Source organism: Streptomyces sp. NBC_00258 (assembly GCF_036182465.1).
Classification (GTDB): Bacteria; Actinomycetota; Actinomycetes; order Streptomycetales; family Streptomycetaceae; genus Streptomyces.
In genome coordinates, this window is the sequence record NZ_CP108081.1 from 5,564,913 (window position 1) to 5,587,533 (window position 22,621).

Here is a 22,621-nt window from a genome sequence, read left to right on the forward strand (position 1 = left end):
GATGTCCGCCATGCCCGCACAGAAGCAGCCCATTCAGTCCGTGTGGACCCGGCCGCAGGGCAAGCGGGAGCAGCCCGCCCTGAGCCGGGACCAGATCGTCGCCCAGGCCGTGCATCTGCTCGACGCGGAGGGCATCGACGCGCTGAGCATGCGCAAGCTGGGCACCCGGCTCGGCGCCGGCGCCACCTCTCTCTACCGGCACGTGGCCAACAAGGACGAGCTGATCGAGCTGGCCGTGGACGAGATCTACGGCGAGATCGAGGTACCGGACTCGGGAGACCCGGACCGCTGGCGCGCCGACGTGGCCCAGTGCGGCCGGAGCCTGCGCGCGACGATGCTGCGGCATCCGTGGATCGCCTCGGTGCTCGGTGAGCTGGGCATGTCCTATCTCGGGCCGAACGCCATGCGGATGTCCGAGACGCTGCTCACCGTGCTCATCCGGGCGGGCTTTCCGGCGGACGAGGCCGATCACGCGGGGTCGACCGTCATCTCGTACGTCATCGGGATGGCGACCAGTGAGGCTGCCTGGCTGACCGTGCTGGCCCGGAGCGGGCAGACCGAGGCGGAGTATGTGCGGGGGTTGTGGCCTGCGGCGGAGGCTGCTGCTCAGGCGTACCCGCACTTGCGTGACGGGTACGCCGGGCAGCGGGATCAGGATCCGGGGGTGGCTCGGGAGACGGGGTTCCAGTACGGGTTGGATCGCGTGCTGGATGGGTTGGCGACGCGGGTCTCCCGATAGGGGGGTTGGGGGTGCGGGGGTTGCTGGGCGTCTGCGGGCCCGTCGTGGCTGGTCGCGCAGTTCCCCGCGCCCCCAAAAGATGAAAGACAGGGGCGCGGGGAACTGCGCGACCAGCCACAGCGCGTCCGCAGACATACGACGAACCCCCCTTGGTCCTACCGGACCAGACAAGGTCGCTTCGGGTCGAACTGCCAGTCGGGGATGAGGTACTGCATGCCCGTGGCGTCGTCCCGCGCGCCGAGGGCCTTCTCCTTGTAGAGGTCGTGGGCGGCGAGGAGGCGGTCCATGTCGAGGTCGAGGCCCAGGCCGGGAGCGTCGGGGACCCGGATCTCGCCGTCGGCGATGCGGGGCGGGGCGACCGTGAGGCGTTCCAGTCCCTCCTGCCAGATCCAGTGGGTGTCGAGGGCGTTGTACTCGCCGGGGGCCGCCGCGCCGCAGTGGGTGACCATGGCGAGCGAGATGTCGAAGTGGTTGTTGGAGTGGCATCCCCAGGTCAGACCCATGGCGTTGCACAGCTGGGCCACCCGCACCGAGCCCTGCATGGTCCAGAAGTGCGGGTCGGCCAGAGGGATGGAGACCGACTGGAGGGCGAGGGCGTGGGTCATCTGACGCCAGTCCGTGGCGATCATGTTCGTCGCGGTCGGGAGGCCGGTCGCCCGGCGGAACTCGGCGAGGATCTCGCGGCCCGAGTAGCCGCCCTCCGCCCCGCAGGGGTCCTCGGCGTAGGCGAGCGTGCCGACGAGCGGCTTGCAGAGCTCGATCGCCTCGCTCAGTGACCATGCGCCGTTCGGGTCGAGGGTGATGCGGGCCTCGGGGAAGCGGTCCTTGAGCGCCCGTACGGCGTCGACCTCCTCCGCGCCCGCCAGGACCCCGCCCTTGAGCTTGAAGTCCCGGAAGCCGTACAGGTCGTAGGCCGCCTCGGCCTGGCGGACGATCGCCTCCGGCGTCAGTGCCTCCTCGTGCCGGACGCGGTACCAGTCGATGTCCGAGTCGGGCTCGCGGACGTACTCCAGGTCGGTGCGGTCGGGGTCACCGACATAGAAGAGATAGCCCAACACCCGTACGGAGTCCCGCTGTTGGCCGTCGCCCAGGAGGGCCGCGACCGGTACGTCGAGGTGCTGACCCAGGAGGTCGAGCAACGCCGACTCCACGGCCGTGACCGCGTGGACGGTGGTGCGCAGGTCGAAGGTCTGGGCACCGCGTCCGCCCGAGTCACGGTCGGCGAAACGGGCGCCGATCTCGCGCAGGACCCGCTTGTAGTCGCCCACCTTCGCACCGACCACCAGGGACTCGGAGTCGCGGAGGGTCTGGGTGATCTTCTCGCCACCGGGCACCTCCCCCAGTCCCGTACGGCCCTCGGAGTCCTTGAGGACGACGACGTTGCGGGTGAAGTACGGGCCGTGGGCGCCGGAGAGGTTCAGCTCCATGCAGTCACGGCCGGCAACGGGATAGACGGCGAAGTGGGTGACGGTCGGCTGGCTCATGCGAGTCGAAGTCCCTTGTGTGTGAAGGTGGTTGGGGCCAGTGGTCGAAGACTTCACAGGCTGAGGACGTCCAGGGCCCACTCCAGCGCCAGGACGCCGCCCAGGCCGATGATCGCGAGCACCGTCGTATAGGTGGTACGGACCTTGATCGCCTCGATGACCGAGAGGTTGAAGTACTCCTTGAACAGCCAGAATCCCGGGTCGTTGACGTGGGAGAAGGCGATCGACCCGCACGACACGGCGAGCACCATGATCTCGGGGTGGACGCCACTGCCCGCGAGGAGCGGGAGGACCACGCCGGAGGCCGTGACGACGGCGACCGTCGCCGAGCCGAGGGCCACGCGGAGGATGACCGCGATGAGCCACGCCAGGACGATCGGCGAGATGGACCAGCCGTCGGTGGCGTCCTTGATGTAGTCGGAGATGCCTCCCTCGACGAGGACGTTCTTGAAGGCGCCGCCCGCCCCGATGACCAGCAGGATCATCGCCATCGCCTTGGCGGCGGAGGTGCAGGAGGCGCTGACCTCCTCCATGCTGCGGCCGATCCGCGGTCCGAACGCCCAGATCGCCAGCAGCAGGGTCAGCATGAGCGCGATCGGTGCCGAGCCGATGAACGCGACGAAGTTCAGGAACGGGCTCTCGCCCGACGTTGCCATGTCGGTCACGGCGGCGCCCGCGATCAGCACCACCGGGAAGAGGGCCACGAACAGCGACCAGCCCATGCCGGGCATCTCCTCGTCGGCGAACTCCCGCTCGCTGACCAGGCCCGTGGGGATGGACGGGTTCATCCGCTTGATGAACGGCAGCCGCGGCCAGGCGAGCGCGATGACCGCACCGGCGGGCACGGCGATGAAGAGGCCGTAGAAGAGGGTGTGGCCGACGGACGCGTGGAAGGTCGCCGCCACGGCGGTGGGGCCCGGGTGCGGCGGCAGGAAGCTGTGCATCGTGGACAGCGCGATCGACATCGGCAGGCCGACCCAGAGCAGGTTCGCCCCGGTGACCCTGACCAGGGTGAACGCGATCGGCACGATGATGATGAAGGCGACCTCGTAGAACATGGTCACGCCGATGAGCATGGACGTGACGACCATGGCGACCTGGACCCAGCGGGGGCCGAAGGCGTCGAGGAGCTTGCCCGCGATGCGTTGGGCGGCGCCCGAGTCGCCCATGACCCGGCCGACCATCGCGCCGAGGCCGATGGTGAGCATCGTGTCGCCGATCTGGTCGCCGATGCCGGCCGAGAGGACGTCCGGGATGTCGGCCACCGGTATCCCGCGGACCACGGCCACGCCGATCGCCACGAGGAGGAGGGCGGCGAAGCCGTTCAGTTTCAGGCGGGTCATCAGGAGCAGCAGGATCAGGACGCTGATCCCTACTACGAGGAGAGGCATGGCAGTTCCCCTTTGAACTGTTGGGCTCTTGTGCGGGTGGCTCCGCCGGTTCGGGGCCGGGTGCGGGTGGCTCCGCCGGTTTGGTGCTGGGTGCGGGTGCGTGGGGGCTTGTCGCGCGGTTCCCCGCGCCCCTGAAAGGCGTGGCTGAGGGCGGGGCGTCGGTGCGAGTCCTCGTGGGCTGAGCGCGCGGTTCCTCGCGCCCCTAAAGGGGCCCGGTCAGCGGGCTCCTACCAGGGCGAGGCCCGTGGCGAGGATCTTCTCCAGGGCTGCCAGGTCGGTCTGGTCCGGGTCCGTCAGGGGGGCTCGGACCGGGCCCACCGGGAGGTTGCGCAGGCGGGCGGCTGCCTTGACGAGGGAGACGGCGTAGCCGGGGACCTGGTCCCGGAGTTCCACGAGGGGGACGTAGAAGTCGCGCAGGAGCTTGGTCGTTGTCGTGTGGTCGTCGGTGTGCAGGGCCGTGAAGAAGGCGTTCGCGATCTCGGGGGCGAAGGCGTGGACGGCCGACGAGTAGGCGGGGACGCCGACGGTGGCGTACGCGCGGGCCTGGATCTCGGCGGTGGAGGCGCCGTTGAAGAAGAGGAAGCCGTCGGGGGCGGCGAGGGTGAGGCGCTGGAGCCGGTCGAGGTCGCTGTGCCCGTCCTTGAGGCCGATGACGGTGGGGATCTCAGCGATCCGGCGCAGTCCCTCGGCGGTGAAGGCGACCTGCCCGCGCTGGTACGCGATCAGCGGGAGCGAGGTGCCGGCGGCGATGTGGCGCAGCTGCTCGACGAGTCCGTCCTGCGGGGCGGCCACCAGATAGTGCGGGAGTACGAGGAGAGCGTCCGCGCCCGCCTCCTCGGCGATCCGGGCGAAACGGCGGGCCTGCGCCCAGCCGTAGCCGATGCCCGCCACCACCGGCAGCCTGCCTGCGGCGACCTCGACCGTGGCCCGGACGACCTCGCGGTACTCGTCCTCGTCCAGCGAGAAGAACTCACCGGTGCCACAGGCGGGGAAGACCGCGCCCGGGCCCGGAGAAGCCGCCAACTGTCCGGTCAGGTAGGCCCGGTACGAGTCGAGGTCGAGGCCGCCGTCACTGTGGAAGCTGGTGAGGGGGAAGGACAGCACCCCGCCCGCCATGCCGTCACGCAGCCGCTGGACAGTGCCTTCGGCCTCCGCGCTGATCCCTGTCATGAACGCTGTCTCCATATGCAGATGCCGTCTACGTATGAAGATGGAGGCTAAGTTGGTGAACGCGATGGGTCAATGGGTACGACACCGCGGATTTACGATGAGCCCCATGCCGGAGAGCGAAGAGGTGCGGGGCGAAGACGTGCGGGGCGGAGGGGCGCAGGGCGAAGAGGCGCGGGGCGGAGAGGCGCCCGCACGGGTCCGTGCGGGGGGCTCGGGCGTCCGTGAGGTGAAGTCCGCGGCCCGTACCGTCGCACTGCTCGAACTGCTCGCCGCGCGCGGCGACCGGCCCGCCCGCCTGGACGAACTCGCCGAGGAGCTGGGCGTACCGCGCAGCAGCATGTACCAGCTGCTGCAGACCCTCGTCGACCGCGGCTGGGTGCGCTCCGACACCACCGGCTCCCTCTACGGCATCGGGATCAGCGCGCTGCTCACCGGCACGAGCTACCTCGACAGCGATCCGCACGTCCGCACGGTCCGCCCCTATCTCGACGAGGCCTCGGACGCGCTCGGCGAGACGATCCACCTGGCCCGGCTGGACGGCCCGAACGTCGTCTACCTCGCGACCCGCGAGTCCCACGAGTACCTGCGCACCATCAGCCGGGTCGGCCGCCGGATCCCGGCCCACGCGGGCGCCCTCGGCAAGGCCCTCCTCGCCGAGCGCCCGGACGACGAACTCCCGTTCCCCGAGGGGCCGTTGGCCGCCCTCACGGAGAACACCCACACCGACCGCGCGACCCTGCTCGCCGACCTGGCGGAGGTGCGCGAGCGCGGCCACTCCATCGACCGCGAGGAGACGGTGACCGGCATCGCGGGCTTCGGCTTCGCCCTGCGGTACGACTCACCGGCCACGGACGCCATCAGCTGCTCGGTGCCGGTGGCCCGGCTCGACGCGGCGCACGAGGCCCGGGTCGTGGCGGTCATGCGGGAGATCCGGACGAAGATCGAGAGTGTTCTGTCGCCCGCGTCAGGGGCTCCTGACTGGCGTTGACCCGCCGGCCTCCTCCTGTCCGAAGTCCCTCTGGAACAGCGGCAGTTCGGCCACCACTTCGAAGCCGCCCTCGGGGCGGTGACGGGCGACGAGGCTGCCGCCGACCGACTGGGCACGTTCGCGCATGCCGAGGAGGCCGAAGCCGCTGCCGGTCCCGGTCCCGGTCCCGGTGTCACTGTCTCCGGTGGCCCGGGAAGGTGTCGGGCCGCCTCCGTCGTCGGTGACCGTGATGGTCAGCCGGTCGTCGGAGTGGGCGAGCCGGACCCGTGCCTCGCGCGCGGCCGCGTGCTTGGTGACGTTGGTGAGGGCTTCCTGCACGATCCGGAACGCCGTGTGGTCCGCTCCCGGTGACAGCCGGTGCGGCGCGCCCTCGGTGGTGACGGTGACCGCGAGTCCGGCGGACCGGAACGACTCGGTCAGGGCGGCCAGCCTGGCGAGTCCGACGGCGGGCACCACGGGCGCGTCCGGGTCATCGTCCGTCTGTCTCAACAGGCCGACGGTCGCCTTGAGTTCACGCAGCGCCGAGGACGTGGACACCGCGAAGTCGGCGAGGATCCCGTGGGCCCTGTCGGGGTCGGAGCGCATGAGGTGGGTGATGGCCCCGGCCTGGGCGTTGGCCAGCGCCAGATGCTGGGCCGTGACGTCGTGCAGCTCGCGGGCGATGCGCATCCGCTCCTCCGCGACCCGGCGCCGCGCCTCCTCGTCGCGGGTCCGCTCGGCGTGTTCGGCACGGGCCCGCACGGCGTCCACGTACGCCCGTCGCAGCCGGACCCAGCTGCCGAGTGCGGTCGGCAGCAGGACCCAGGCCGCGGGGCCGACCGCCTTGAGGTCCAGCGGGCGGTCGGCGGGGCCCGCGATCAGTTCGGTGGTCATCAGCAGGACGGCGACCCCGATGGCACAGCACCTGCGGACGCCGTCGCGGTCGGTGCGCAGCGCGAACGAGTAGAGCGCCGCCATGAGCGGCCCCAGCGACAGGACGGTCTGCAACTGGCCGAGCCCGGCCGCCGTCACGGCACAGGCGGTGGTCACCGCCACGGTGACGTACGGACGGGTGCGGTGCAGCGGCAGGACCGCGCAGGAGACGCCCGAGAGCAGCAGCACGGCCCACCACGGGAGCGGGGACGCGGTGCCCGTGGAGACGTACAGCGCGCCGGGCACGGAGACGGCGAACAGAAGCAGGGCGATCGAGATGTCGCGGGCGCGGGGGCTGTCGCGTACGAGTCCGCGCACAGGTCTGCGTACGAGTCGCTGCCGGCTGGTGGTCATCGCGGGTTCCTGTCGAGTGCGGGGCTGTGCGGTGCGGTGCTCGGTACCGGGTGCGTACGGGCCGAGGGCCGCCCCTGTGTCGGCGAGCGGCCCTCGGTGGAGGCGGTCAGACGGTTGTGAAGTCCTGCCTTGTCTCCTCTTCTTCGGTACGTGCCGCAATGGGGGCCTCGGTGGGCACCGCGGTGGAGGTCCCGTCCTTCGTGGCCTGCGGCGGCGCGGCCCGGTGGCTGAGGGCCTCGCCCTCGACGTCCACGCGGGGCAGGATCCGGTCCAGCCGGCGGGGCATCCACCAGGCGGCCTTGCCGAGGAGGGCGAGGACGGCCGGGACGAGGGCCATGCGGACGACGAAGGCGTCGAAGAGAACGGCGATGGCGAGCCCGAAGCCGATCATCTTGATCATGGATTCGCCGGCCCCGATGAACCCGGAGAAGACCGCCATCATGATCAGCGCGGCGGCCACCACGACCCGGGCGCTGTACCGGAAGCCGGTCCGGATCGCCTGGCTCGGACTGTCCCCGTGGACGTACGCCTCCCGCATCCGGGCGACCAGGAACACCTCGTAGTCCATGGCCAGTCCGAACACGATGCCCACCAGGAAGATCGGCATCATGCTCATGATCGGGCCGGTCGTCTCGACCCCGAGGAGTCCGGCGCCCCAGCCCCACTGGAAGACCGCGACGACGGAACCGAGGGCCGCGAGCACCGAGAGGAGGAAGCCGACGGCCGCCTTGATCGGGACGAGCACGGACCGGAACACGATCATCAGCAGCAGGATGGCCAGGCCCACGACCAGGATCAGGTACGGGATCAGCGCGTCCTGGGTCTTCTGGGCGACGTCGATGTTCAGCGCGGTGGTGCCGGTGACCTCGAACTCCGCGCCGGTCGAGGCCTCGGTGGCGGGACGGTCGGCCCTGATGCTCTTCACCAGGTCCTGGGTCTGCTCGCTGGTGGGTGCCGTGGACGGGATCGCGGAGAACACGGCGGTGTCGCCGGCCGAGTTGAACCGGGCCGGTGAGACGGACACGATCCCGTCGGTGGCCCCGATCCTCTTCTCGATCGTACGGACGGCGGTCTTCGGGTTCTCGGCGTTCCTGGCGTCCACGACGACGGTGAGGGGCCCGTTGAAGCCAGGGCCGAAACCGGCGGCGAGGTCGTCGTAGGCGCGGCGTTCGGTGGTGGAGGTGGGCTTGGCCTCGGCTCCCGGCATGCCCAGTTGGAGGTCCATGACGGGTATCGCGAGTGCGCCGAGTCCGACGACGGAGGCGATCAGGACGGGCACGGGGCGGCGCAGGACGAAGCGTGCCCAGCGGCTGCCGCCGTTGTTCTCGCCGCCCTCCTTGATACGTCCGTTCCTGCGGGCCCTGCGCGAGAGAACGGCGTTGGGCCAGAAGCCGAGGACGGCCGGGACCAGGGTCAGTGCGATGAGCACTCCGACGACGACCGCGCCGGCGGCGGCGAGACCCATCTTGGTGAGCATCGGGATGCCGACCACCGAGAGCCCGGCCAGCGCGATGACGACGGTGAGCCCGGCGAAGACGACGGCGGATCCGGCGGTACCGGTGGCGAGCCCGGCCGCTTCCTTCGGGGAGTGGCCCTTGGCGCGCTCCTCGCGGTAGCGGGAGACGATGAACACGGCGTAGTCGATGCCGCAGGCGAGGCCCAGCATGGTCGCGAGGGTGCCGGTCGTGGACGACAGACCGAACGCGCTGGCCAGCGCCATGATCGACGCCATGCTGACGCCGACGCCGAGGATCGCGGTGAGAAGGGGAAGACCGGCGGCGGCGAGCGATCCGAAGGTGATCAGCAGGACGAATGCGGCGATGGCGATACCGATCGCCTCCGCCGAGCCGCCGGCCGAGGGCTGGGTCTCCAGGGCGGTTCCGCCGGCCTCGACGGTGAGGCCCGCGTCCCGGGCCCGCTCGATGGCGCTCTCGAGCCGGTCCTTGGCGGCGTCGGTGAGGTCGTCGGCGGCGGCCTTGTAGGTGACGGTGGCGTACGCGGTCGTCCCGTCCTTGCTGACGGCCTCGGCCTTGAAGGGGTTGACGGCGCTCGCGACCTGCGGTCCGTCGGCCGCGCGCTCGACGAGGGTGTCGACGGCCTTCCGGTTGTCGGCGGCTGTGATCTTCTGCCCGTCGGGCGCGACGAACACGATACGGGCGGTCGCGCCGTCGGCCTCGGTCCCGGGGAAGCGCTGTTCCATCAGGTCGAAGGCCTTCTGGGACTCGATGCCCGGCATGCTGTTCGTCGCGTCGGGGGCGGCGGGCGCCTTGGCGGCACCGAAACCGACGGCGGCGAGGACCGCCACCCACAGGAAGGTGACGTACCAGCGCCTTCGGAAGGCCAGCCGGCCGAGTCGGTAGAGGAAAGTGGCCACGGGGGTCTCCAAGAGTCGCGTACGTCGAGGGGTGTGGGTGGCGTGCGGGGGTACGGCGGCGGTGCGAGGTACGGGGGTGGGTGCGAGTTGGGGGTGCTTCGAGCGATGGGCCCGAGGCGGTGGGTCGGTGTTTGAAAGGGGGCCTGGGCCGGCCCGTGGCCCGGCTCCCGCCGGGGCCGTCAACGCCCTCCGGGGGGCCGTCGACTTCCGAGATCAACGATCCCGGCGGCGGCCCGCCGTCACGAGAGAGCGCGCTCCCGAACCGTGGTGTAGCGGGCTACACCACCAGGACGGTGTCCCACTCCCCCGCGCGGGGTACCCCGCGGCTCCTAGCCTGAACGGCATGAGGAAGACGACGCGGCAGGCGGCCGGGGCAACGGTCCAGCTGGCCAGGGCCGCGGTCCTGACCTTCGGCACGATGCTCTTCCTCACGGTCCTGCTGATCACGGCAACGGCCACCCTCGCGGTGGTCGGCGCGGGGCTGCTCCCCGAGACGGTGACGCTGGTACGCCGGATCGCCGGGGCCAAGCGCCGCCAGGTGACCGAGTGGACGGGCGAGCGGATCCCGGAGGCCTACCTCCCCCTGGACGACGGCCCGCTCCGCGTCCGCCTGCGCACCGCGGTCCAGGACCCCGGCACGCTCATGGACCTGCGCTGGATGTTCGCCCAGTACGGCTACGGCAGCCTGCTGCCGATCCTGGTGCTCCCGCTGTGGCCGGCGGCGCTGCTGGTGGACGGAATCCGCTGCGGACTCCTGAACCGCGACCCGCTCGTCCTCCCCTTGATCACCCGTGTGGCGGACCTCGAAGCGAGATACTCCACCGCCCTGCTCAAGCCCTCCCCCAGAGCACGTCTCACCGAGCGGGTCGAGGAACTGACCGCGACGAGGGCGGGAGTGGTCGCCGCCCACGAGGCCGAACTGCGCCGCATAGAACAGGACTTGCAGGACGGCACCCAGGCCCGCCTGGTCGCCCTCTCCATGCGCCTGGGCCTCGCGAAACGAGCGTACGAACGCGACCCCGCCGCTGCCCGCAAACTCCTGGACGACGCCCAGGACCAGGCGGAGGAGGCGCTGACGGAGCTCCGCCACGTCGTCCGCGGGATCCACCCGCCGATCCTCACCGACCGCGGGCTGGTGGGCGCCGTACGCGCCCTGGCCGCGAGCAGTGGCCTGGACGTGACCGTCGACACGGGTGACCTGGAGACCGGCCCCCGGGCCCCGGCGGGGGTCGAGGCGGCCGCGTACTTCACCGTGGCCGAGGCCCTGACCAACGCCGCGAAGCACAGCGGCTCGGACCACGCCTCGGTCCAACTCGCGCTTGTCCCAACGGGGTTGACGGTAACCGTGTCCGACGAGGGCCACGGCGGCGCCGACGAGACAGCCGGCTCGGGCCTGCTCGGAATGCGCCGCCGCATCGCCGCACTCGACGGCACCGTCCGCCTGACGAGCCCAACGGGAGGACCGACGGTGATCGAGGCGGGGCTGCCGTGTGGGTGGTGAGGGGGGGCTGAGTGGGGTGTGGGTGCTCAGCTGAGCAGCCGCTGCTGAGCGGCGTCGGGTGGTGAGCGGGAGTGGCGGGGGCGAGGCCTCCGGGTGCCCACCTCCACACCGCACGAAAGAAACACGGCAAGAATCACCGCACCGACACCGGGCGCTGGCCACCCCCGGAGCACTGCCCACCCAGCTCCCACGCTCGTCCGCTACGCTGTTCCCGGTACCTCTCCCTGCCACCAGGAGGAGGGCTGGGGACACGCACGAAACCCCAACCCCCACCTGAGCCCAGGAACCGGCACCACGCCTTCGTAGCTCAGGGGATAGAGCACCGCTCTCCTAAAGCGGGTGTCGCAGGTTCGAATCCTGCCGGGGGCACAAGGTCAGAGGCCCACCACATACCAATTTTGGTATCTGGTGGGCCTCTGACATCCAGGTCTGACATCAACGGGGCGGTCACTGCCGACCGGGGCGCCTCCTGAGCAGCCGGTCCATGTGGCTCATGGCCTCGCGCTGAGTGTCCTGCACGACGTGCGTGTACACGTCCATCGTGATGCTGATCTGACTGTGCCCGAGGATCTCCATCACGACACGGGGGGCGACTCCGGCCGCCGTGAGAAGAGTCGCCGTGCCATGGCGAGCGTCATGCAGCCGGATCACGCGAAGGCCGGCGGACTCGGCGACACGGGTGAAGGACCGGTAGACGTTGCGCGGCTCGACCTGGAGGCCGGTGCGGGTGGTGAAGACGTACCCCGACTCGTGCCACCGCTCCCCCGCCTTTGCGCGTGCGGCGGACTGTCTCATCCGGTGCCAGCGCAGAGGGGCGATGCAGAGCGCGGGCAGGGGGACAACGCGACGACGACGGCTCTTGGGATCGTCGTCGTACAGAACGCCGCGACGGCGCTGGGTCTGCTGGCGGACGTAGAGGATGCGGTTTTCGAGGTCGAGATCCGACCAGCGGAGACCGATGATCTCGCCCCGGCGGAGCCCCATCGCGATGGCGAGCACGAAGGCCGCGTAGAGCGGATCTCTGCGGGACGCCGCGAGGAAGTCCAAGGTCTCGTCCAGGCTCCAGGGATTCAGCTCCCGGTTGTCCGTTCGGGGCGGCTCGACGAGCTTGGCGACGTTGCGCGTGATCAGCTCCTCGCGGCAGGCGGAGGAGAGAGCGGAGCGCAGTACGCGGTGCGATTCCTTGGCCGTTGCAGCGGTGGATTCCTTCTCCAGCCGGACGAGGAAACGGCGCACATCCGCGACGCCGAGGGATTCGAGCCTCTTCGCACCGAGGAACGGCACCAGGTAGAGGCGAACGTGCGACTCGTACTTGTCGTACGTGCTGAGCTTCCGCCGAGGCTTGATCACATTGTCCAGCCAGTACGGCAGCCATTCGGAGAGCTTGGCCGAACGGGTGGGCACGGGCACGCCCTGGTCGACCTTGGCGAGCAGTTCCCGGCGCTTGGTGTCGCACTCGGTCCAGGTCTTGCCGTAGGCGAATTTCCGGGCCCGAGTGCCGTCCGGCTGGAGCACGTAGACAGCGCACTGAAAACGGCCGTCTTTGCGCTTGGTGATCGTCCCCGCACCGTTGGGGTTCCTCTTGCGCTGACCGGCCATCAGGCAGCCGCCTCCATTTCGTTGGTGATGTAGTCGCTGAGAGCCCGCGCCGGAATGCGGCGGCATCGGCCGATGGTGATCGAGGGGAGCCGACGGGAGCGGATCAGGTCGTAGACCGTCGACCGACCGAGCTTGAGTCGCGCCATGACGTCAGCCACGGTCAACAGCTCGTCGTCAGGCATGCGTCGGCTCACCTTCTGTTCCGGGCGCGGGTTCGAGGGACGTGGCGAGCCAGGCCTCACCGGCACTGAGGCCGGTTCCGGCGAAGACCCAGTGCGCGAGGACGAGCGTGGATTCCTCGGTGTTCTGCGGTGCGGGGTTGGCTTGCTCGCGGCGCCAGTCGGCTCGGGCGGTGCGGAGTGCGCCGAGGGTGGTGGAGTAGCGGCGGGACTTCGTGGAGAAGTGGCCGCGGAAGCCGAGCATGTGGGCCCAGGCCCGGAGGCGGAGGTCTGCCAGCTCGGGGCGTGCGCCGAGGGTCCAGGCGGTGCGGATCATGCGTCGGGCATGGTCGGTGAGTTTGGCTTGTGCCAGCTCGGCGAGGAACTTGATCGGCCGGTCGAGGGTGCCGGTCGCTGTCTCGGCGCCCTTGGTGGCGTATTTGGCGATGTACGCGGCTACAGCGCGTTCGGTCAGCTCCTGGCCGCCGTCGAAGTCGGTGGTTCGGATGGGCCGGACGTCGAGCTGACGGCCGAAGGTGAAGGTGTGGGCACGGCCCTCGATGACCGGGCCGTCGACTTGCCCCGCGCGTGCAGCGGCGCCGATGGCGTCGGTGAGCAGTTCGGCGGTGGCCCAGGCGGGCGGTGCTGTGTCGCCGCCCTCGGGGCCGTCGAGGCGGATGACCGCGTGGAAGTGGACGGCGCCGCGCTTCTGGTACTCGGCGACCTTGGCGAACGAGATGCGCGCGTGCTCACGGAAGGCGCGTTGCGTGAGACCTGCGCGCTTGGCGACCTCACGACGCAGGTAGATGGAGAACCGGCGCCACAGGGCCCCGGCGTGGGCGTTCCAGAGCACGGCCGCTTCGTAGTCGTACGTGTCCGGGGCGAGGGGCGTGCCCAAGGTCGCGTCCTCCTGGTCGTGGCGGACGCCGCAGCGGCAGGCACGGCCGCTGGAGGGACGGTTGTGGACGGGGCCGAAGCCCGGGGCGGTGAAGGTGGCGAACACGCGCGGGTGGGTGCCGACTTGTTCGGAGGTGCCTTTGCCGCCGCGGAGTCCGGCGGTGATCAGGTGGTAGGTGTCACGGCGGTACGTCTCGGCGCAGGCCGCGCATCGGGTGGCGCGGCGGTTGTTGCAGCGGACGAGGAGGTGACCGGCCGGGAGGGTGGCCGAGTCCAGGTGGTGCAGGGTGCGGCCGATCTCGCCGGTTGCCTTGTTGATCTCGTACTCGGTGCGGTGGCCGTCGAGGCGTACGGGGCGGGTGCAGCCGCCCAGGCCGGAGAGTTGCCGGGCCAGCTCGGGCATAGTGCCGAGGGAGGCCAGCATGGAGAGTTCCGCCAGCGGGGGCGGAGTCTGCCGGGTGATGATGGGAGTTCCTTTCGGCTGTTTCGCGGTTGGGAGGGACGGCCCCGGGGCGGCGGGATGCTTGGCGGCGTTGTTGCCGCCCCGGCGGCCGGTCAGCGCCTGTTGGCGCCGTTGACGAGCGAGCGCAGGACCACGGCGGAAATGGCGACCGAGATAGCCGTGATGGCGACTGCCGCCAGGAGCGCGGTGAGGACGACACCGACGACGACCACAGCAGCGACCGCGCCGACTCCGACGCCCACGTATGGGGCGACCGGGCGGCCGGCGGATGGAACGGCCGGAGCCTGAACGTGCTGCTGAGTGGTGACGGTTGTCGGCAGGGGCGGGGCGTCGGGCAGCTTGGGGCGGAACATGGCGGGGCTCCTCTCAGTCGTGGGTGCCGTTGACGACGTCGACCCCGGAACGGGTGCCGGACTCGATGGCGGGGGCGAGGATCGTGTGCGAGAGCCAGAAGCCGAACAGCGCGATCACTGCGGCGACCCAGAGGCGGACGCCGAGGAACTTGATCGCGGCCCAGGCGATGACGCCCAGGACGAAGACGAGCGGCAGTGAGACGGTCACGCGAGCTCCTCAGCGGTCAGCGGGCGGGGCAGCGGTGGGTGCGGGCGGCCAATTCGGCGGCGGCGCGGCTGTCGTAGTCCGTGGAGAAGCCGCAGCGCGGAGCCGTGCAGGCGGCGGTGTGCTTCTCGTGGCCCCGGCCGTCGTAGTACGTGGCGACCTGGACGGGGCCGATGCGGACGACGTTGCGGAACCGGCGGTTGGCGGTCATCAGTGGGGCTCCTTCGGGTTGTCGTGGCCGTTGTGGTCGTCGTGGGTCTGGCCGGTGAAGTCGGTGACGTGGTCGGCCAGCCAGCGCAAGATCTCGTCGCCCTCGTAGCTGTCGGCAGCGAGGATCACGGGCTCGGCGATCAGCACCGCTTCGGTGAGGCGGTTCTGTCGGGTCAGCTCGGCAGCGCGCTTGAGCGCGCGGAGCGTGGTCGGGCGCAAGGTGGAAAGTCCTCCGGGATCAGGTGAGTTGAGCGGCGATGGCTTCGGCGAGCGGCGCGGGGATGCCGAGGCGTGCGCGAAGCGTCGGGGTGTCGATGGCGGTTCCGGTCCGGGTGCGGTGTTCGTCGGCGACCTTGTGCGCAAGGGCGACGAGCGCGGGCGGGACAGAGGGTGTGGAGGGTTGGGCGGGTTCTGGTGCCGCCGCGGGGTGTTCGGGAGCTGTGGTGGTCGGGGCGGACTCTGGCTCCTTCGCCGCCGGACCCCCTGTCGGTGTCGGGGCGCCGTGGGCGAGCAGGGTTCCGCCGAGGAAGGCGACGGCGGGCCATCCGGCGACGAGGATGCGGAGCCAGGCCGGTACGTCGTTCAGGTCGAGCAGCCCGGCGGTGGCGACGTTGGCGCCCAGCGACGCGGTGAGCGCGACCAGAAACCAGCACCATCCGGCCGCTATCGCCTCGCCGGAGCGCAGTCGATGCCAGGCCGCCACCATCAGCAGGTCGACGGAGACCGGATAGGCCCACGCCTTCCACCCGTCTTGTCCGGCGGCCGAGGCCAGGTCGTGCAGGTGGGCGAAGGACAGCGCTGCGGCGATGACGGCTTGGATCAGTACGGGATCAGCCCGGAGACGACCGATGCGCATCGCTCACCGCTCCTGAGCCTTGTCAGCAGCCGCGCGAGCAGCACGGGCGACTTCCACCGCCTCCTGGTCACCGGGCATGGCGTCGGCGATGCCTTCCAACAGATCTGCCTTACGAGCGGCCAGCTCGACCGGATCGCCGCCGATGGTGCAGACGGCTTTGAGGTCCGCGAGGAAGGCGGCGATTTGGTCGACTGTGGGGCGGTGGGACATGGAGACTCCCGTTCTTCGGTCGGTTTCGGGCAAGGCGGGGGTAGGGACTTGGCGCGGGACGGCCGCGCCGGCGGTTGGGGCGGGTGCGCTTACTCGGTGACCGGCAGCGGGGCAGCCACCGGTTCGGATGCCTTCACGGGCACCGGCGGAACGTACGGCCGGAAGGGCGTGAGCGCCGGTACGTCGGGGGCGAGATGCGCCGTCTCCCGGCAAGTGACCGCAGCGTCGGCGAGGGACATGTACGGAGTGCGAATGCGGGACCAGCCGCCAGAGGTGTCACCGACGACGGCCAGGCCGGGCAGCTCGGCCGCGATGGCGCAGGCAGCGCCGACGGCTTCCGGGGCCATGTCGCCGAGCGCCATCTTTGCGGAGGCTTCGTCGTTGACGCGGTGGCAGACCCGGCCGGAGAGCTGAGCGCGGAGCATGGTCGCGCCCTTGCCCAGCTCGGCGCCGAGCCGCTGCCCGCAGACCTCCAGGTAGATACCGGCGGCCCGGCCGAGCTGAGCGAGCCGGATCAGCTGAGTGACCATCTCATCTCGCCGTTCCTCCTCCTTCCGCGTCGCGATGAGGAAGAGTTCGGCCACCTCGTCGATGAACAGCACGATGGGCGCCGGGCGTTCGCCCTCGGGCAGGCCCCAGATGTCCGAGGTGATCGACTCGTCCGGGGTGCCAGGGGCGATGCCCTGTCGGGCCTTGATCAGGTCGTAGCGGTCCTCCATTTCCTTCACGAGCACGGGAAGCAGCTCGGCCGCTTGCTCCGGGTCGGTCGCCAGCGCGGAGAGCCGGGCGGCGAACGGCGCCAGCTCAACACCGCGCTTGCAGTCGATGCCGACCAGGACCACCGGCTGAGCCGCCAGCCCGGTCAACAGGTTGCGCAGGAACATGGACTTCCCCGACAGCGTGGCGCCGAGGACCAGTTCATGAGGTACAGCCCGGTAGTCCCGTACGAACGCGGTCGCATCCTGCCGCAGCGCCACCGGCACCCGCAGCAGCCCGCCATCGATCCGGCGGGGCATGCGCACCTTGCGCAGTACGTCGAAGCCGACGAGCCGCAGTTCCACGACCCCGGGCTTCACGTTCCGCACGTATACGGTGTGAACGCCCCAGGCGTGCCGCAGCCGTTCGGCCGAGGCCGCCACGTCCGCCGGTTCCTGGCCCGGAGCCAGCCGCAGCCGAAGCCGCAGGCCGGTCGTGGTGGGCCGGATCATGCCCCGACGCGGGGGCACAGGCCGAACCTCACGGCGAGTCGTGGCCTTGACGGCCAGTACCCGCAGCCGGGACGGCGCGACCGTCAGGCCGCACGCGTCCATGGTCGAGGAGTACGAGGCCATCAGCCGGACCACCGAGACCGGCAGCCCGACCGTGGACCAGTACGCCGCCGGGTGGGCGTGCCGGGCGTAGGCCGCGCCGCCTATCGCAGCGAGCGGCCCGCTCAGCTCGGCCAACGTCACCAGGTCTGTCACGTCGATCAGCCCGCCTGGGCGACCGGGAAGGCGCCCGAAGTGATGGCCGTGGCCCGGTAGGCGATGCCGTGCCGCTGCTGGCCGTTGAACACGCTCTCCCACGGCCGGGCGATCAGACCCGGCAGCGAGACCGGGGAACCGACCGACAGCCCGTCCGTCACACCGCTTTCGGGGATGGTGACCTGGATCAGCGACGACTCCCCCTCGTCGATGAAGACGACGCCGACCGTCATCAGTGCCTCGCCACTCACCGCGTCCTTCGCGATCTCACCGGTCTGCCGGTCGCGCACCTTCGGCGACGGCGCTTCGGTGAGCAGGATCGTGGCGGACGAGGCGTCAATACGGATCACACGCACAGAGATTTCTCCTTCTGAGTGGATCAACTCGCCGCATGACAAGTTGACTTAGCAAGTTCGACGGTAAGGATGCCTGGTTGACTTGTCAAGTGGCTACCTGACGACCAACGAGCACGATCGACAACGCAAGCGCACCCTGTAACCAGGCAGTACAAAGGAGGGCGCGACATGGGCAAGCAACACCGCGCTCAGGAGCCGCAGTCATGGGGTCCACGCAACTCGCAAGGGCCCGCGCCACCGCCAAATGCCTGGTCTGCGCCACCGGAAGGCCCCCGGCCAAACAGCCCTTATCAGGGCGAGACGACGTCCCGGCCGAAGAAGCGACGCCGCGTCTTTCTATGGATCTTCCTGATCGTTCAGATCTTGTTCCTGATCTGGGTGATCACGGGCGCCGCGAGCGGCAGCGGCACACCCGATGAGTGCCGAGGCCTGACAGGTGACAACTTGCAGGTGTGCGAGGACGCGAACGACATCGGAACCACCATCGGCGTGGGACTCATCATCGGCCTGTGGGCGGCCGTTGACGTCATCCTTGGCTTTACATACGTCGTCTACCGACTCGCCAGCCGACGCACCTAAGACAAGCCATCGCAGCCGAACGGCAGGCGGCACGCCGGTTCAGGTGAGCCGGTAAGTGTCTTCAAGTTCTTGCCGGTCGGCTGGCAGCAGCACATCGACGACCTGCAACGCTTGCCCCGAGCTGTCGCAGGCGATGACCAGCACGCTGAGGACGGGAACACCCTCAGGGAGTTCCAGAAGTTGAGCCTCGCCACTGTCGGGCACTCTCGCCGAGACCCGTTCCGTCACATGGTCGAAGCGCACTTTCTTCCGCGTCTCAAGATGCTCGCGGACGCTGCCGCTCAGGGCTTCGGAAGTCTCCAGCTCGGTTCCCTCGACCAGGCCGGCGGGGAAGTACGACGAGACCAACTCGACCGCTTCGCCGTCCTCCTCGACCAGGAACCGGCGCACGAGAACCTTCGCCCGCTTGGGCAGTCCGAGCGCCGAGGCAACGCGAGCAGGAACGGGTACATGGCCGACCTCAATCAGGCGGCCGGGCGCTTGCGATTCGTCGCGCTCCAGCGCCGTACGACCGCGGCGGTCCTTCTGCTCGCCAGCCTCGGGGCGTCCCCGCACGATCGTGCCGTATCCCTGCCGGGACTCCAGCCAGCCGTCACGCTTCAACAGCTCCAGCGCTCGCACGACGGTCGGGCGGGACATCGCGAAGGCTTGCACCAGTTGGTTCTCACTGGGCACCCGTGTGCCGGGCGGGTACGTGCCGTCCTCGATGCGACCTTGAAGGGTCTGCGCGAGGCGCACGTACTTCGGTGGCTCCACTTCATACGCCATGAACGCCGCCCGTCGGGATTGGACCAGTCAACTGGTCAACCAGACTAGCGACACTTGCACACTCACAGTAGGAGGGGGCCGAATCCTTCGTTCGTCGGCCAGGCGCCGGCCACCACGGCGGAGACCACGGTCCCGCCGAAGCGGCTGGGTCCGGAGTGCCATGAGTCGGCGATGGCGTCGACCAGGAACAGGCCGCGTCCGTGTGCCTCGCTGGCCTCTGGGCGCCGCAGTCGCACGTTCGCCGGGAACCCCGGGTTGTGCACCTCGATCCGCAGCGACGTCTCCACGCGGTACCACTCAACGCGCACAAGCCAGGGTTCATCCGCCCGTCCGTAGAGAATCGCGTTGGTGACCAGCTCCGAGACCATCAGCGTGCAGTCGTCGATCGAGCAGGCCGGGTTGTACGCGGCGATGAACTTCCGGAACCAGCTCCGGGCCCGGGGTACGGACTCCGGCGCCGGGTGCAGGATCATCGCCCCGAGTCGTGCGGTACCGAAACCGTCGCGGCCATCGGTGGTGTCATCCATCCGCGCTCACTCCTTGCCGCTGCCATCACAGTCGAGACAGCGCCGCTTCGATGTGGCACGAACGCGGTCGTTGGCCGTGGAGAGCGCCAGAGCCGTACGGGAGCCGACGCGTTTCCAACCGCGCCCACGGCATCCCCGGCAAGCTAACCGCGCGCCCTTGTCCGGCCGCTGACTCGTCACGCCGTGCCCCCTTCCAGTCCAAGTGGCCTTAGCCACTTTGTGGATAGTGGCATTAGCCACTTGGAGTGTGCAAGTGATTCGGCGCAACTGCCGGACACTCAGGTGAGGGGGTAGCCCTGTTCGAAGGCCCAGCGGTGCGGGGGATAGGTGGCTTCGGCGAACTCCAACGGCCGGTCCTGAAGGTCGAAGACGACGTGATGAACGATCAGAACCGCTGAACCGGCGTCCAGTTGAAGGTCCGATGCCTCCTCGTCGGTGGCGCTCCGAGCGCACATACGGTCCTCGGCATAGCTACCCTGGCGGCCCGTCATGTTCTCGACGTACATGAGCGTCCCCTCCTGGATCCGCTCAGGCTCCAGGAGCTTCGGCGCACGCTGGCCGACGTCAGGAGCAAACCACGAGGTAGACAGGGTGATCGGCCCGTCATGGTTGTTGGTCACCCGTCGCCGGTGCACGGCCCGACGATCCTTGACCAGACCCAAAGCTTCGGCAACGTGATCCGGCGCATCCAGCCAACCAGCCGACGTGATCACCGCGTACTCACCGGGCGTGTAGATCTTCCCGGTCTGCCGGGCCCGGCCGTACAGCTCACGCGCCCGCCGGTTGACCTCCAGGCTGCGCACGTACGTGCCCGATCCCTGGCGCTTCTCGACGAGCCCCTGATGGCTCAGTGCTTCCAACGACCGTGCAGCCGTGGGCCGGGACACCTTCCAGTCCGCCGCCAACTGGCGCTCCGAGGGCACCTCGTCCCCCGGCCTAAGGTCTCCCCGAAGGATCTGATCGCGGATGAAGTGCGCGATCTGGAGATACTTCGGCTGAGCCTCCTCGATCTGAGGCATTCGCCCTCCTCGTCCAAGTGGCTATGGCCTCTAGCCACTATAGAGTGAGTGGTCAACCCTCCACCCCGTACGCTGACCGCATGAAGCGGTTGATCGTCGCAGCAGGAGGAGGGGGCGACGCTGTCGCCGCCGCAATGCTTCACGCCGCCCTCTACGGCGACGAGGACCAGGCGGTGATCCTCACGTACGCGTGGGACCGCCTCCTCATCGACCCGGTACCGGGCCCCCGAGGACCGGACAACTTCACCGGCCTCGAACAGCTCACCCCGGCAGTCTGGACAGTGCCGGCGGATGCCCGCCCGATCGCTCCAGCAGGCTCCACACTCCCCCGGCTTGCGGCAGAGCTCCCGCACACCTTCGCCCTGATCGACCCTCACTACGGCGCCGAGGGCATCACGCGCCAACTCGAAGAGCTGATCGGCCACTTGTCACCGGAGTCGATCGATCTGCTCGACGTGGGGGGCGACGTCCTGGCCCGGGGCGACGAACCGACACTGAAGAGCCCGCTCGCGGACGCCCTCACGCTTGCCGCATGCTGCCAGGTGAACGCACCCATCCGGCTACTGGTCGCAGGCCCCGGCCTTGACGGCGAACTACCGCTCGACGACTTGCGCGGCATGCTCGGCCCCCTCGTCCACACCTTCACGGCGAAGGATGTCGAGCCGATCAGCGCGGTCCTGGAGTGGCATCCGTCCGAGGCCACCGGAATGCTTGCAGCCACTGCCCGAGGCGTACGCGGAACCTGCGAAGTCCGGGACGCTGGCCTACCCGTCGCGCTCACGGATGAAGGCCCGACCGTCCACGTGGTCGACGTGGACGACGCCGTCACCCGCAACCAACTGGCCCGCGCCATCATGGCCACCGAGACGCTCGACGAGGTCGAGGCCCACAGCCGCGAAGTCTGCGGCTACTCGGAAATCGACTACGAACGCAACAAGGCCGCATGGCTCAAAGACCAGCCGCCCGCGGACCTGGTCCCCCAGACCGTGTTGGCCCAACTCGAGCAGTTCGAGGGCGAGTCCCGGCGCCGCGGAGTCACCCACACAACATTCCGCCACCTCACCGAGGCCCTCAACCTCAACGGCTCCCAGCGCGAGGACCTGCGCCAACTGCTGATCAGCTCCCGCCCGGAGCAGTACTGCGCGCCGCTGTGGCACATCGGAGACCAAGCGTCGAATCTCAGCAGAGGTTATGGCGCTCGGTGACCCTCAAGGCTTGATCGGTATGGACTCTGCCCAAGTTGCTGCTGTGAGTCTCCGAAGTTGCGTACTCGATGTCCGTCGAAACGGCAGACTCGGGAGATGCATTGGGGCATGAGTGATGACGAAACGACACTGCCGGACGACCTTCAGTGGCCGGATAGCCACCCTGAGGATCCAGTTGTGCGGCGGTACCGGCAACCCGCTCGGACCGTTTCAGAGGTTGCAGAGCAAGGCGATCTGCTGTCTATCTGTCTGAGGTTGGTGAGCGGATCTCCCGAGCCATCCGACGTGGCCGAGTGGCTCAACCAAGCTTCGCGGGTTAGTGAACCCAATGGTCACAAGCGCGAGACCATGCTGAACGAACTCCAGAGCCACCTCAAGCAAAGAGGACCTGCTTGGAAGCAGGTGGCACAGCACGAGATCTTCCGCAGAGACATAACTACTCTTGACCAGCACATGCCGGAATGGCTGGGGACGGCAGCGACCGTCACGGTCACTGCCACTGTGCTGCCATTCATGCAATCACTGGCCACTCAGGCTGGAGCGCGGATGTTCGAGGTGGCAAGGGCTTACCGAGAGCGCTACATCCGCCATCGCACCTCGGTTGGCAGCGCCGTGGATCAGGCCAGATGGCACAGCTCTCACAAGATCACTGTGCAAGATACGGCGAGCGGCGTCAGCTTCGTCATGCCCGACCACCTGCCAAACGACGCGTTGCAAGCTCTGGCTACTGCTGACCTTCTCGGACTGGCCGCCGCAGAACCGGACGGTGGCAAAGTCGTCATCTACTGGGACGCTCAGATGCGCGAATGGCGACGCAAAGTCAGCAGCTGAGTTACAACT

The 22,621-nt window shown here is 69.4% G+C and carries 25 protein-coding genes and 1 tRNA gene; 7 read left to right on the forward strand and 19 right to left on the reverse strand.

Annotated features, from left to right (window positions below):
• Positions 1-10: 10 nt before the first annotated feature.
• On the forward strand, positions 11-739 hold the full coding sequence (locus OG718_RS24610) for a TetR/AcrR family transcriptional regulator (RefSeq protein WP_328845168.1): 729 nt from the start codon (positions 11-13) through the stop codon (positions 737-739).
• Positions 740-894: 155 nt separating this feature from the next.
• Here the strand turns inward: OG718_RS24610 and OG718_RS24615 are convergent, their stop codons facing one another.
• The 3 genes from OG718_RS24615 to OG718_RS24625 all read right to left on the reverse strand — a co-directional run bounded on the left by OG718_RS24615 (position 895) and on the right by OG718_RS24625 (position 4,784).
• Positions 895-2,223, reverse strand: a complete 1,329-nt coding sequence (locus OG718_RS24615) for an enolase C-terminal domain-like protein (RefSeq protein ID WP_143638802.1) — start codon at positions 2,221-2,223, stop codon at positions 895-897.
• A 53-nt stretch (positions 2,224-2,276) separates the two neighbouring features.
• Entirely contained in the window at positions 2,277-3,614 is a 1,338-nt protein-coding gene (locus OG718_RS24620) for a gluconate:H+ symporter (protein WP_143638800.1), read from the reverse strand.
• 216 nt (positions 3,615-3,830) lie between these two features.
• Positions 3,831-4,784, reverse strand: coding sequence for a 5-dehydro-4-deoxyglucarate dehydratase (locus OG718_RS24625; protein WP_186001232.1), 954 nt, complete (start codon positions 4,782-4,784; stop codon positions 3,831-3,833).
• Positions 4,785-5,010: 226 nt separating this feature from the next.
• Between OG718_RS24625 and OG718_RS24630 the strand changes: the two genes are divergently transcribed.
• On the forward strand, positions 5,011-5,772 hold the full coding sequence (locus tag OG718_RS24630; RefSeq protein ID WP_260695319.1) for an IclR family transcriptional regulator: 762 nt from the start codon (positions 5,011-5,013) through the stop codon (positions 5,770-5,772).
• Here OG718_RS24630 and OG718_RS24635 read toward each other — a convergent pair.
• Positions 5,749-7,038 (reverse strand): sensor histidine kinase, encoded by a 1,290-nt coding sequence (locus OG718_RS24635; RefSeq protein ID WP_328845170.1) that lies wholly within the window; start codon positions 7,036-7,038, stop codon positions 5,749-5,751. The two genes, OG718_RS24630 and OG718_RS24635, sit on opposite strands and share 24 nt — an antisense overlap.
• Before the next feature lie 106 nt (positions 7,039-7,144).
• Positions 7,145-9,412 carry an MMPL family transporter gene (locus OG718_RS24640; RefSeq protein WP_328845172.1) on the reverse strand — a complete coding sequence of 756 codons (2,268 nt, stop codon included), beginning with the start codon at positions 9,410-9,412 and terminating at the stop codon, positions 7,145-7,147.
• A gap of 343 nt (positions 9,413-9,755) precedes the next feature.
• Between OG718_RS24640 and OG718_RS24645 the strand changes: the two genes are divergently transcribed.
• Both OG718_RS24645 and OG718_RS24650 read left to right on the forward strand, forming a co-directional pair.
• Positions 9,756-10,913, forward strand: coding sequence for a sensor histidine kinase (locus OG718_RS24645; protein ID WP_328845173.1), 1,158 nt, complete (start codon positions 9,756-9,758; stop codon positions 10,911-10,913).
• Between the two features lie 296 nt (positions 10,914-11,209).
• Positions 11,210-11,282, forward strand: a tRNA-Arg gene (locus tag OG718_RS24650).
• A gap of 78 nt (positions 11,283-11,360) precedes the next feature.
• On the opposite strand, the gene OG718_RS24655 is transcribed toward OG718_RS24650, so the two are convergent.
• From OG718_RS24655 to OG718_RS24705, 11 genes are all read right to left on the reverse strand, one after another.
• Positions 11,361-12,512, reverse strand: a complete 1,152-nt coding sequence (locus tag OG718_RS24655; protein ID WP_328845174.1) for a tyrosine-type recombinase/integrase — start codon at positions 12,510-12,512, stop codon at positions 11,361-11,363.
• Positions 12,512-12,694: a helix-turn-helix domain-containing protein gene (locus OG718_RS24660; protein WP_328845175.1), complete on the reverse strand. Its 183-nt coding sequence runs from the start codon at positions 12,692-12,694 to the stop codon at positions 12,512-12,514. The genes OG718_RS24655 and OG718_RS24660 overlap by 1 nt, the downstream gene beginning before the upstream one ends.
• On the reverse strand, positions 12,687-13,991 hold the full coding sequence (locus OG718_RS24665; RefSeq protein WP_328845176.1) for a replication initiator: 1,305 nt from the start codon (positions 13,989-13,991) through the stop codon (positions 12,687-12,689). The genes OG718_RS24660 and OG718_RS24665 overlap by 8 nt, the downstream gene beginning before the upstream one ends.
• A gap of 131 nt (positions 13,992-14,122) precedes the next feature.
• Complete coding sequence (locus tag OG718_RS24670; protein WP_328845177.1) at positions 14,123-14,383, reverse strand: SpdD protein; 261 nt, start codon at positions 14,381-14,383, stop codon at positions 14,123-14,125.
• Positions 14,384-14,396: 13 nt separating this feature from the next.
• Positions 14,397-14,591 carry a hypothetical protein gene (locus OG718_RS24675; protein WP_269246680.1) on the reverse strand — a complete coding sequence of 65 codons (195 nt, stop codon included), beginning with the start codon at positions 14,589-14,591 and terminating at the stop codon, positions 14,397-14,399.
• A gap of 16 nt (positions 14,592-14,607) precedes the next feature.
• Positions 14,608-14,799 carry a mobile element transfer protein gene (locus OG718_RS24680; protein ID WP_328845178.1) on the reverse strand — a complete coding sequence of 64 codons (192 nt, stop codon included), beginning with the start codon at positions 14,797-14,799 and terminating at the stop codon, positions 14,608-14,610.
• Positions 14,799-15,017, reverse strand: a complete 219-nt coding sequence (locus OG718_RS24685) for a hypothetical protein (RefSeq protein ID WP_328845179.1) — start codon at positions 15,015-15,017, stop codon at positions 14,799-14,801. The genes OG718_RS24680 and OG718_RS24685 overlap by 1 nt, the downstream gene beginning before the upstream one ends.
• Before the next feature lie 19 nt (positions 15,018-15,036).
• The gene (locus tag OG718_RS24690) at positions 15,037-15,654 is read right to left on the reverse strand and encodes a DUF2637 domain-containing protein (protein WP_328845180.1); all 618 of its coding nucleotides are present in this window, start codon (positions 15,652-15,654) and stop codon (positions 15,037-15,039) included.
• 3 nt (positions 15,655-15,657) lie between these two features.
• A complete protein-coding gene (locus OG718_RS24695; protein WP_328845181.1) occupies positions 15,658-15,864 on the reverse strand; it encodes a hypothetical protein in 207 nt (68 codons plus the stop codon).
• A gap of 89 nt (positions 15,865-15,953) precedes the next feature.
• On the reverse strand, positions 15,954-17,327 hold the full coding sequence (locus OG718_RS24700) for an FtsK/SpoIIIE domain-containing protein (RefSeq protein ID WP_328845182.1): 1,374 nt from the start codon (positions 17,325-17,327) through the stop codon (positions 15,954-15,956).
• Positions 17,328-17,332: 5 nt separating this feature from the next.
• Positions 17,333-17,683, reverse strand: a complete 351-nt coding sequence (locus tag OG718_RS24705; protein ID WP_328845183.1) for an SCO3933 family regulatory protein — start codon at positions 17,681-17,683, stop codon at positions 17,333-17,335.
• A gap of 168 nt (positions 17,684-17,851) precedes the next feature.
• On the opposite strand from OG718_RS24705, the gene OG718_RS24710 reads away from it, so the two are divergent.
• Positions 17,852-18,262: a hypothetical protein gene (locus tag OG718_RS24710; RefSeq protein WP_328845184.1), complete on the forward strand. Its 411-nt coding sequence runs from the start codon at positions 17,852-17,854 to the stop codon at positions 18,260-18,262.
• Positions 18,263-18,301: 39 nt separating this feature from the next.
• Here the strand turns inward: OG718_RS24710 and OG718_RS24715 are convergent, their stop codons facing one another.
• The 3 genes from OG718_RS24715 to OG718_RS24725 all read right to left on the reverse strand — a co-directional run bounded on the left by OG718_RS24715 (position 18,302) and on the right by OG718_RS24725 (position 20,576).
• Entirely contained in the window at positions 18,302-19,030 is a 729-nt protein-coding gene (locus tag OG718_RS24715) for a GntR family transcriptional regulator (protein WP_328845185.1), read from the reverse strand.
• A gap of 62 nt (positions 19,031-19,092) precedes the next feature.
• Positions 19,093-19,557 carry an ATP-binding protein gene (locus OG718_RS24720; RefSeq protein WP_328845186.1) on the reverse strand — a complete coding sequence of 155 codons (465 nt, stop codon included), beginning with the start codon at positions 19,555-19,557 and terminating at the stop codon, positions 19,093-19,095.
• A gap of 278 nt (positions 19,558-19,835) precedes the next feature.
• Entirely contained in the window at positions 19,836-20,576 is a 741-nt protein-coding gene (locus tag OG718_RS24725) for a GntR family transcriptional regulator (protein ID WP_328845187.1), read from the reverse strand.
• Positions 20,577-20,656: 80 nt separating this feature from the next.
• On the opposite strand from OG718_RS24725, the gene OG718_RS24730 reads away from it, so the two are divergent.
• Positions 20,657-21,781 carry a DUF1152 domain-containing protein gene (locus OG718_RS24730; RefSeq protein ID WP_328845188.1) on the forward strand — a complete coding sequence of 375 codons (1,125 nt, stop codon included), beginning with the start codon at positions 20,657-20,659 and terminating at the stop codon, positions 21,779-21,781.
• A gap of 108 nt (positions 21,782-21,889) precedes the next feature.
• Positions 21,890-22,612: a hypothetical protein gene (locus tag OG718_RS24735; RefSeq protein ID WP_328845189.1), complete on the forward strand. Its 723-nt coding sequence runs from the start codon at positions 21,890-21,892 to the stop codon at positions 22,610-22,612.
• The last annotated feature ends 9 nt before the right edge of the window (positions 22,613-22,621 follow it).

Bases quoted from the DNA above. Each gene is read 5' to 3' on its own strand.
- OG718_RS24635 (WP_328845170.1), bottom strand. From the start codon at position 7,038: ATGACCACCAGCCGGCAGCGACTCGTACGCAGACCTGTGCGCGGACTC.
- OG718_RS24610 (WP_328845168.1), top strand. From the start codon at position 11: ATGCCCGCACAGAAGCAGCCCATTCAGTCCGTGTGGACCCGGCCGCAG.
- OG718_RS24710 (WP_328845184.1), top strand. From the start codon at position 17,852: ATGGGCAAGCAACACCGCGCTCAGGAGCCGCAGTCATGGGGTCCACGC.
- OG718_RS24690 (WP_328845180.1), bottom strand. From the start codon at position 15,654: ATGCGCATCGGTCGTCTCCGGGCTGATCCCGTACTGATCCAAGCCGTC.
- OG718_RS24695 (WP_328845181.1), bottom strand. From the start codon at position 15,864: ATGTCCCACCGCCCCACAGTCGACCAAATCGCCGCCTTCCTCGCGGAC.
- OG718_RS24670 (WP_328845177.1), bottom strand. From the start codon at position 14,383: ATGTTCCGCCCCAAGCTGCCCGACGCCCCGCCCCTGCCGACAACCGTC.
- OG718_RS24660 (WP_328845175.1), bottom strand. From the start codon at position 12,694: ATGCCTGACGACGAGCTGTTGACCGTGGCTGACGTCATGGCGCGACTC.
- OG718_RS24725 (WP_328845187.1), bottom strand. From the start codon at position 20,576: ATGCCTCAGATCGAGGAGGCTCAGCCGAAGTATCTCCAGATCGCGCAC.
- OG718_RS24620 (WP_143638800.1), bottom strand. From the start codon at position 3,614: ATGCCTCTCCTCGTAGTAGGGATCAGCGTCCTGATCCTGCTGCTCCTG.
- OG718_RS24615 (WP_143638802.1), bottom strand. From the start codon at position 2,223: ATGAGCCAGCCGACCGTCACCCACTTCGCCGTCTATCCCGTTGCCGGC.
- OG718_RS24730 (WP_328845188.1), top strand. From the start codon at position 20,657: ATGAAGCGGTTGATCGTCGCAGCAGGAGGAGGGGGCGACGCTGTCGCC.
- OG718_RS24645 (WP_328845173.1), top strand. From the start codon at position 9,756: ATGAGGAAGACGACGCGGCAGGCGGCCGGGGCAACGGTCCAGCTGGCC.
- OG718_RS24735 (WP_328845189.1), top strand. From the start codon at position 21,890: ATGAGTGATGACGAAACGACACTGCCGGACGACCTTCAGTGGCCGGAT.
- OG718_RS24625 (WP_186001232.1), bottom strand. From the start codon at position 4,784: ATGACAGGGATCAGCGCGGAGGCCGAAGGCACTGTCCAGCGGCTGCGT.
- OG718_RS24715 (WP_328845185.1), bottom strand. From the start codon at position 19,030: ATGGCGTATGAAGTGGAGCCACCGAAGTACGTGCGCCTCGCGCAGACC.
- OG718_RS24655 (WP_328845174.1), bottom strand. From the start codon at position 12,512: ATGGCCGGTCAGCGCAAGAGGAACCCCAACGGTGCGGGGACGATCACC.
- OG718_RS24720 (WP_328845186.1), bottom strand. From the start codon at position 19,557: ATGGATGACACCACCGATGGCCGCGACGGTTTCGGTACCGCACGACTC.
- OG718_RS24665 (WP_328845176.1), bottom strand. From the start codon at position 13,991: ATGCTGGCCTCCCTCGGCACTATGCCCGAGCTGGCCCGGCAACTCTCC.
- OG718_RS24680 (WP_328845178.1), bottom strand. From the start codon at position 14,799: ATGACCGCCAACCGCCGGTTCCGCAACGTCGTCCGCATCGGCCCCGTC.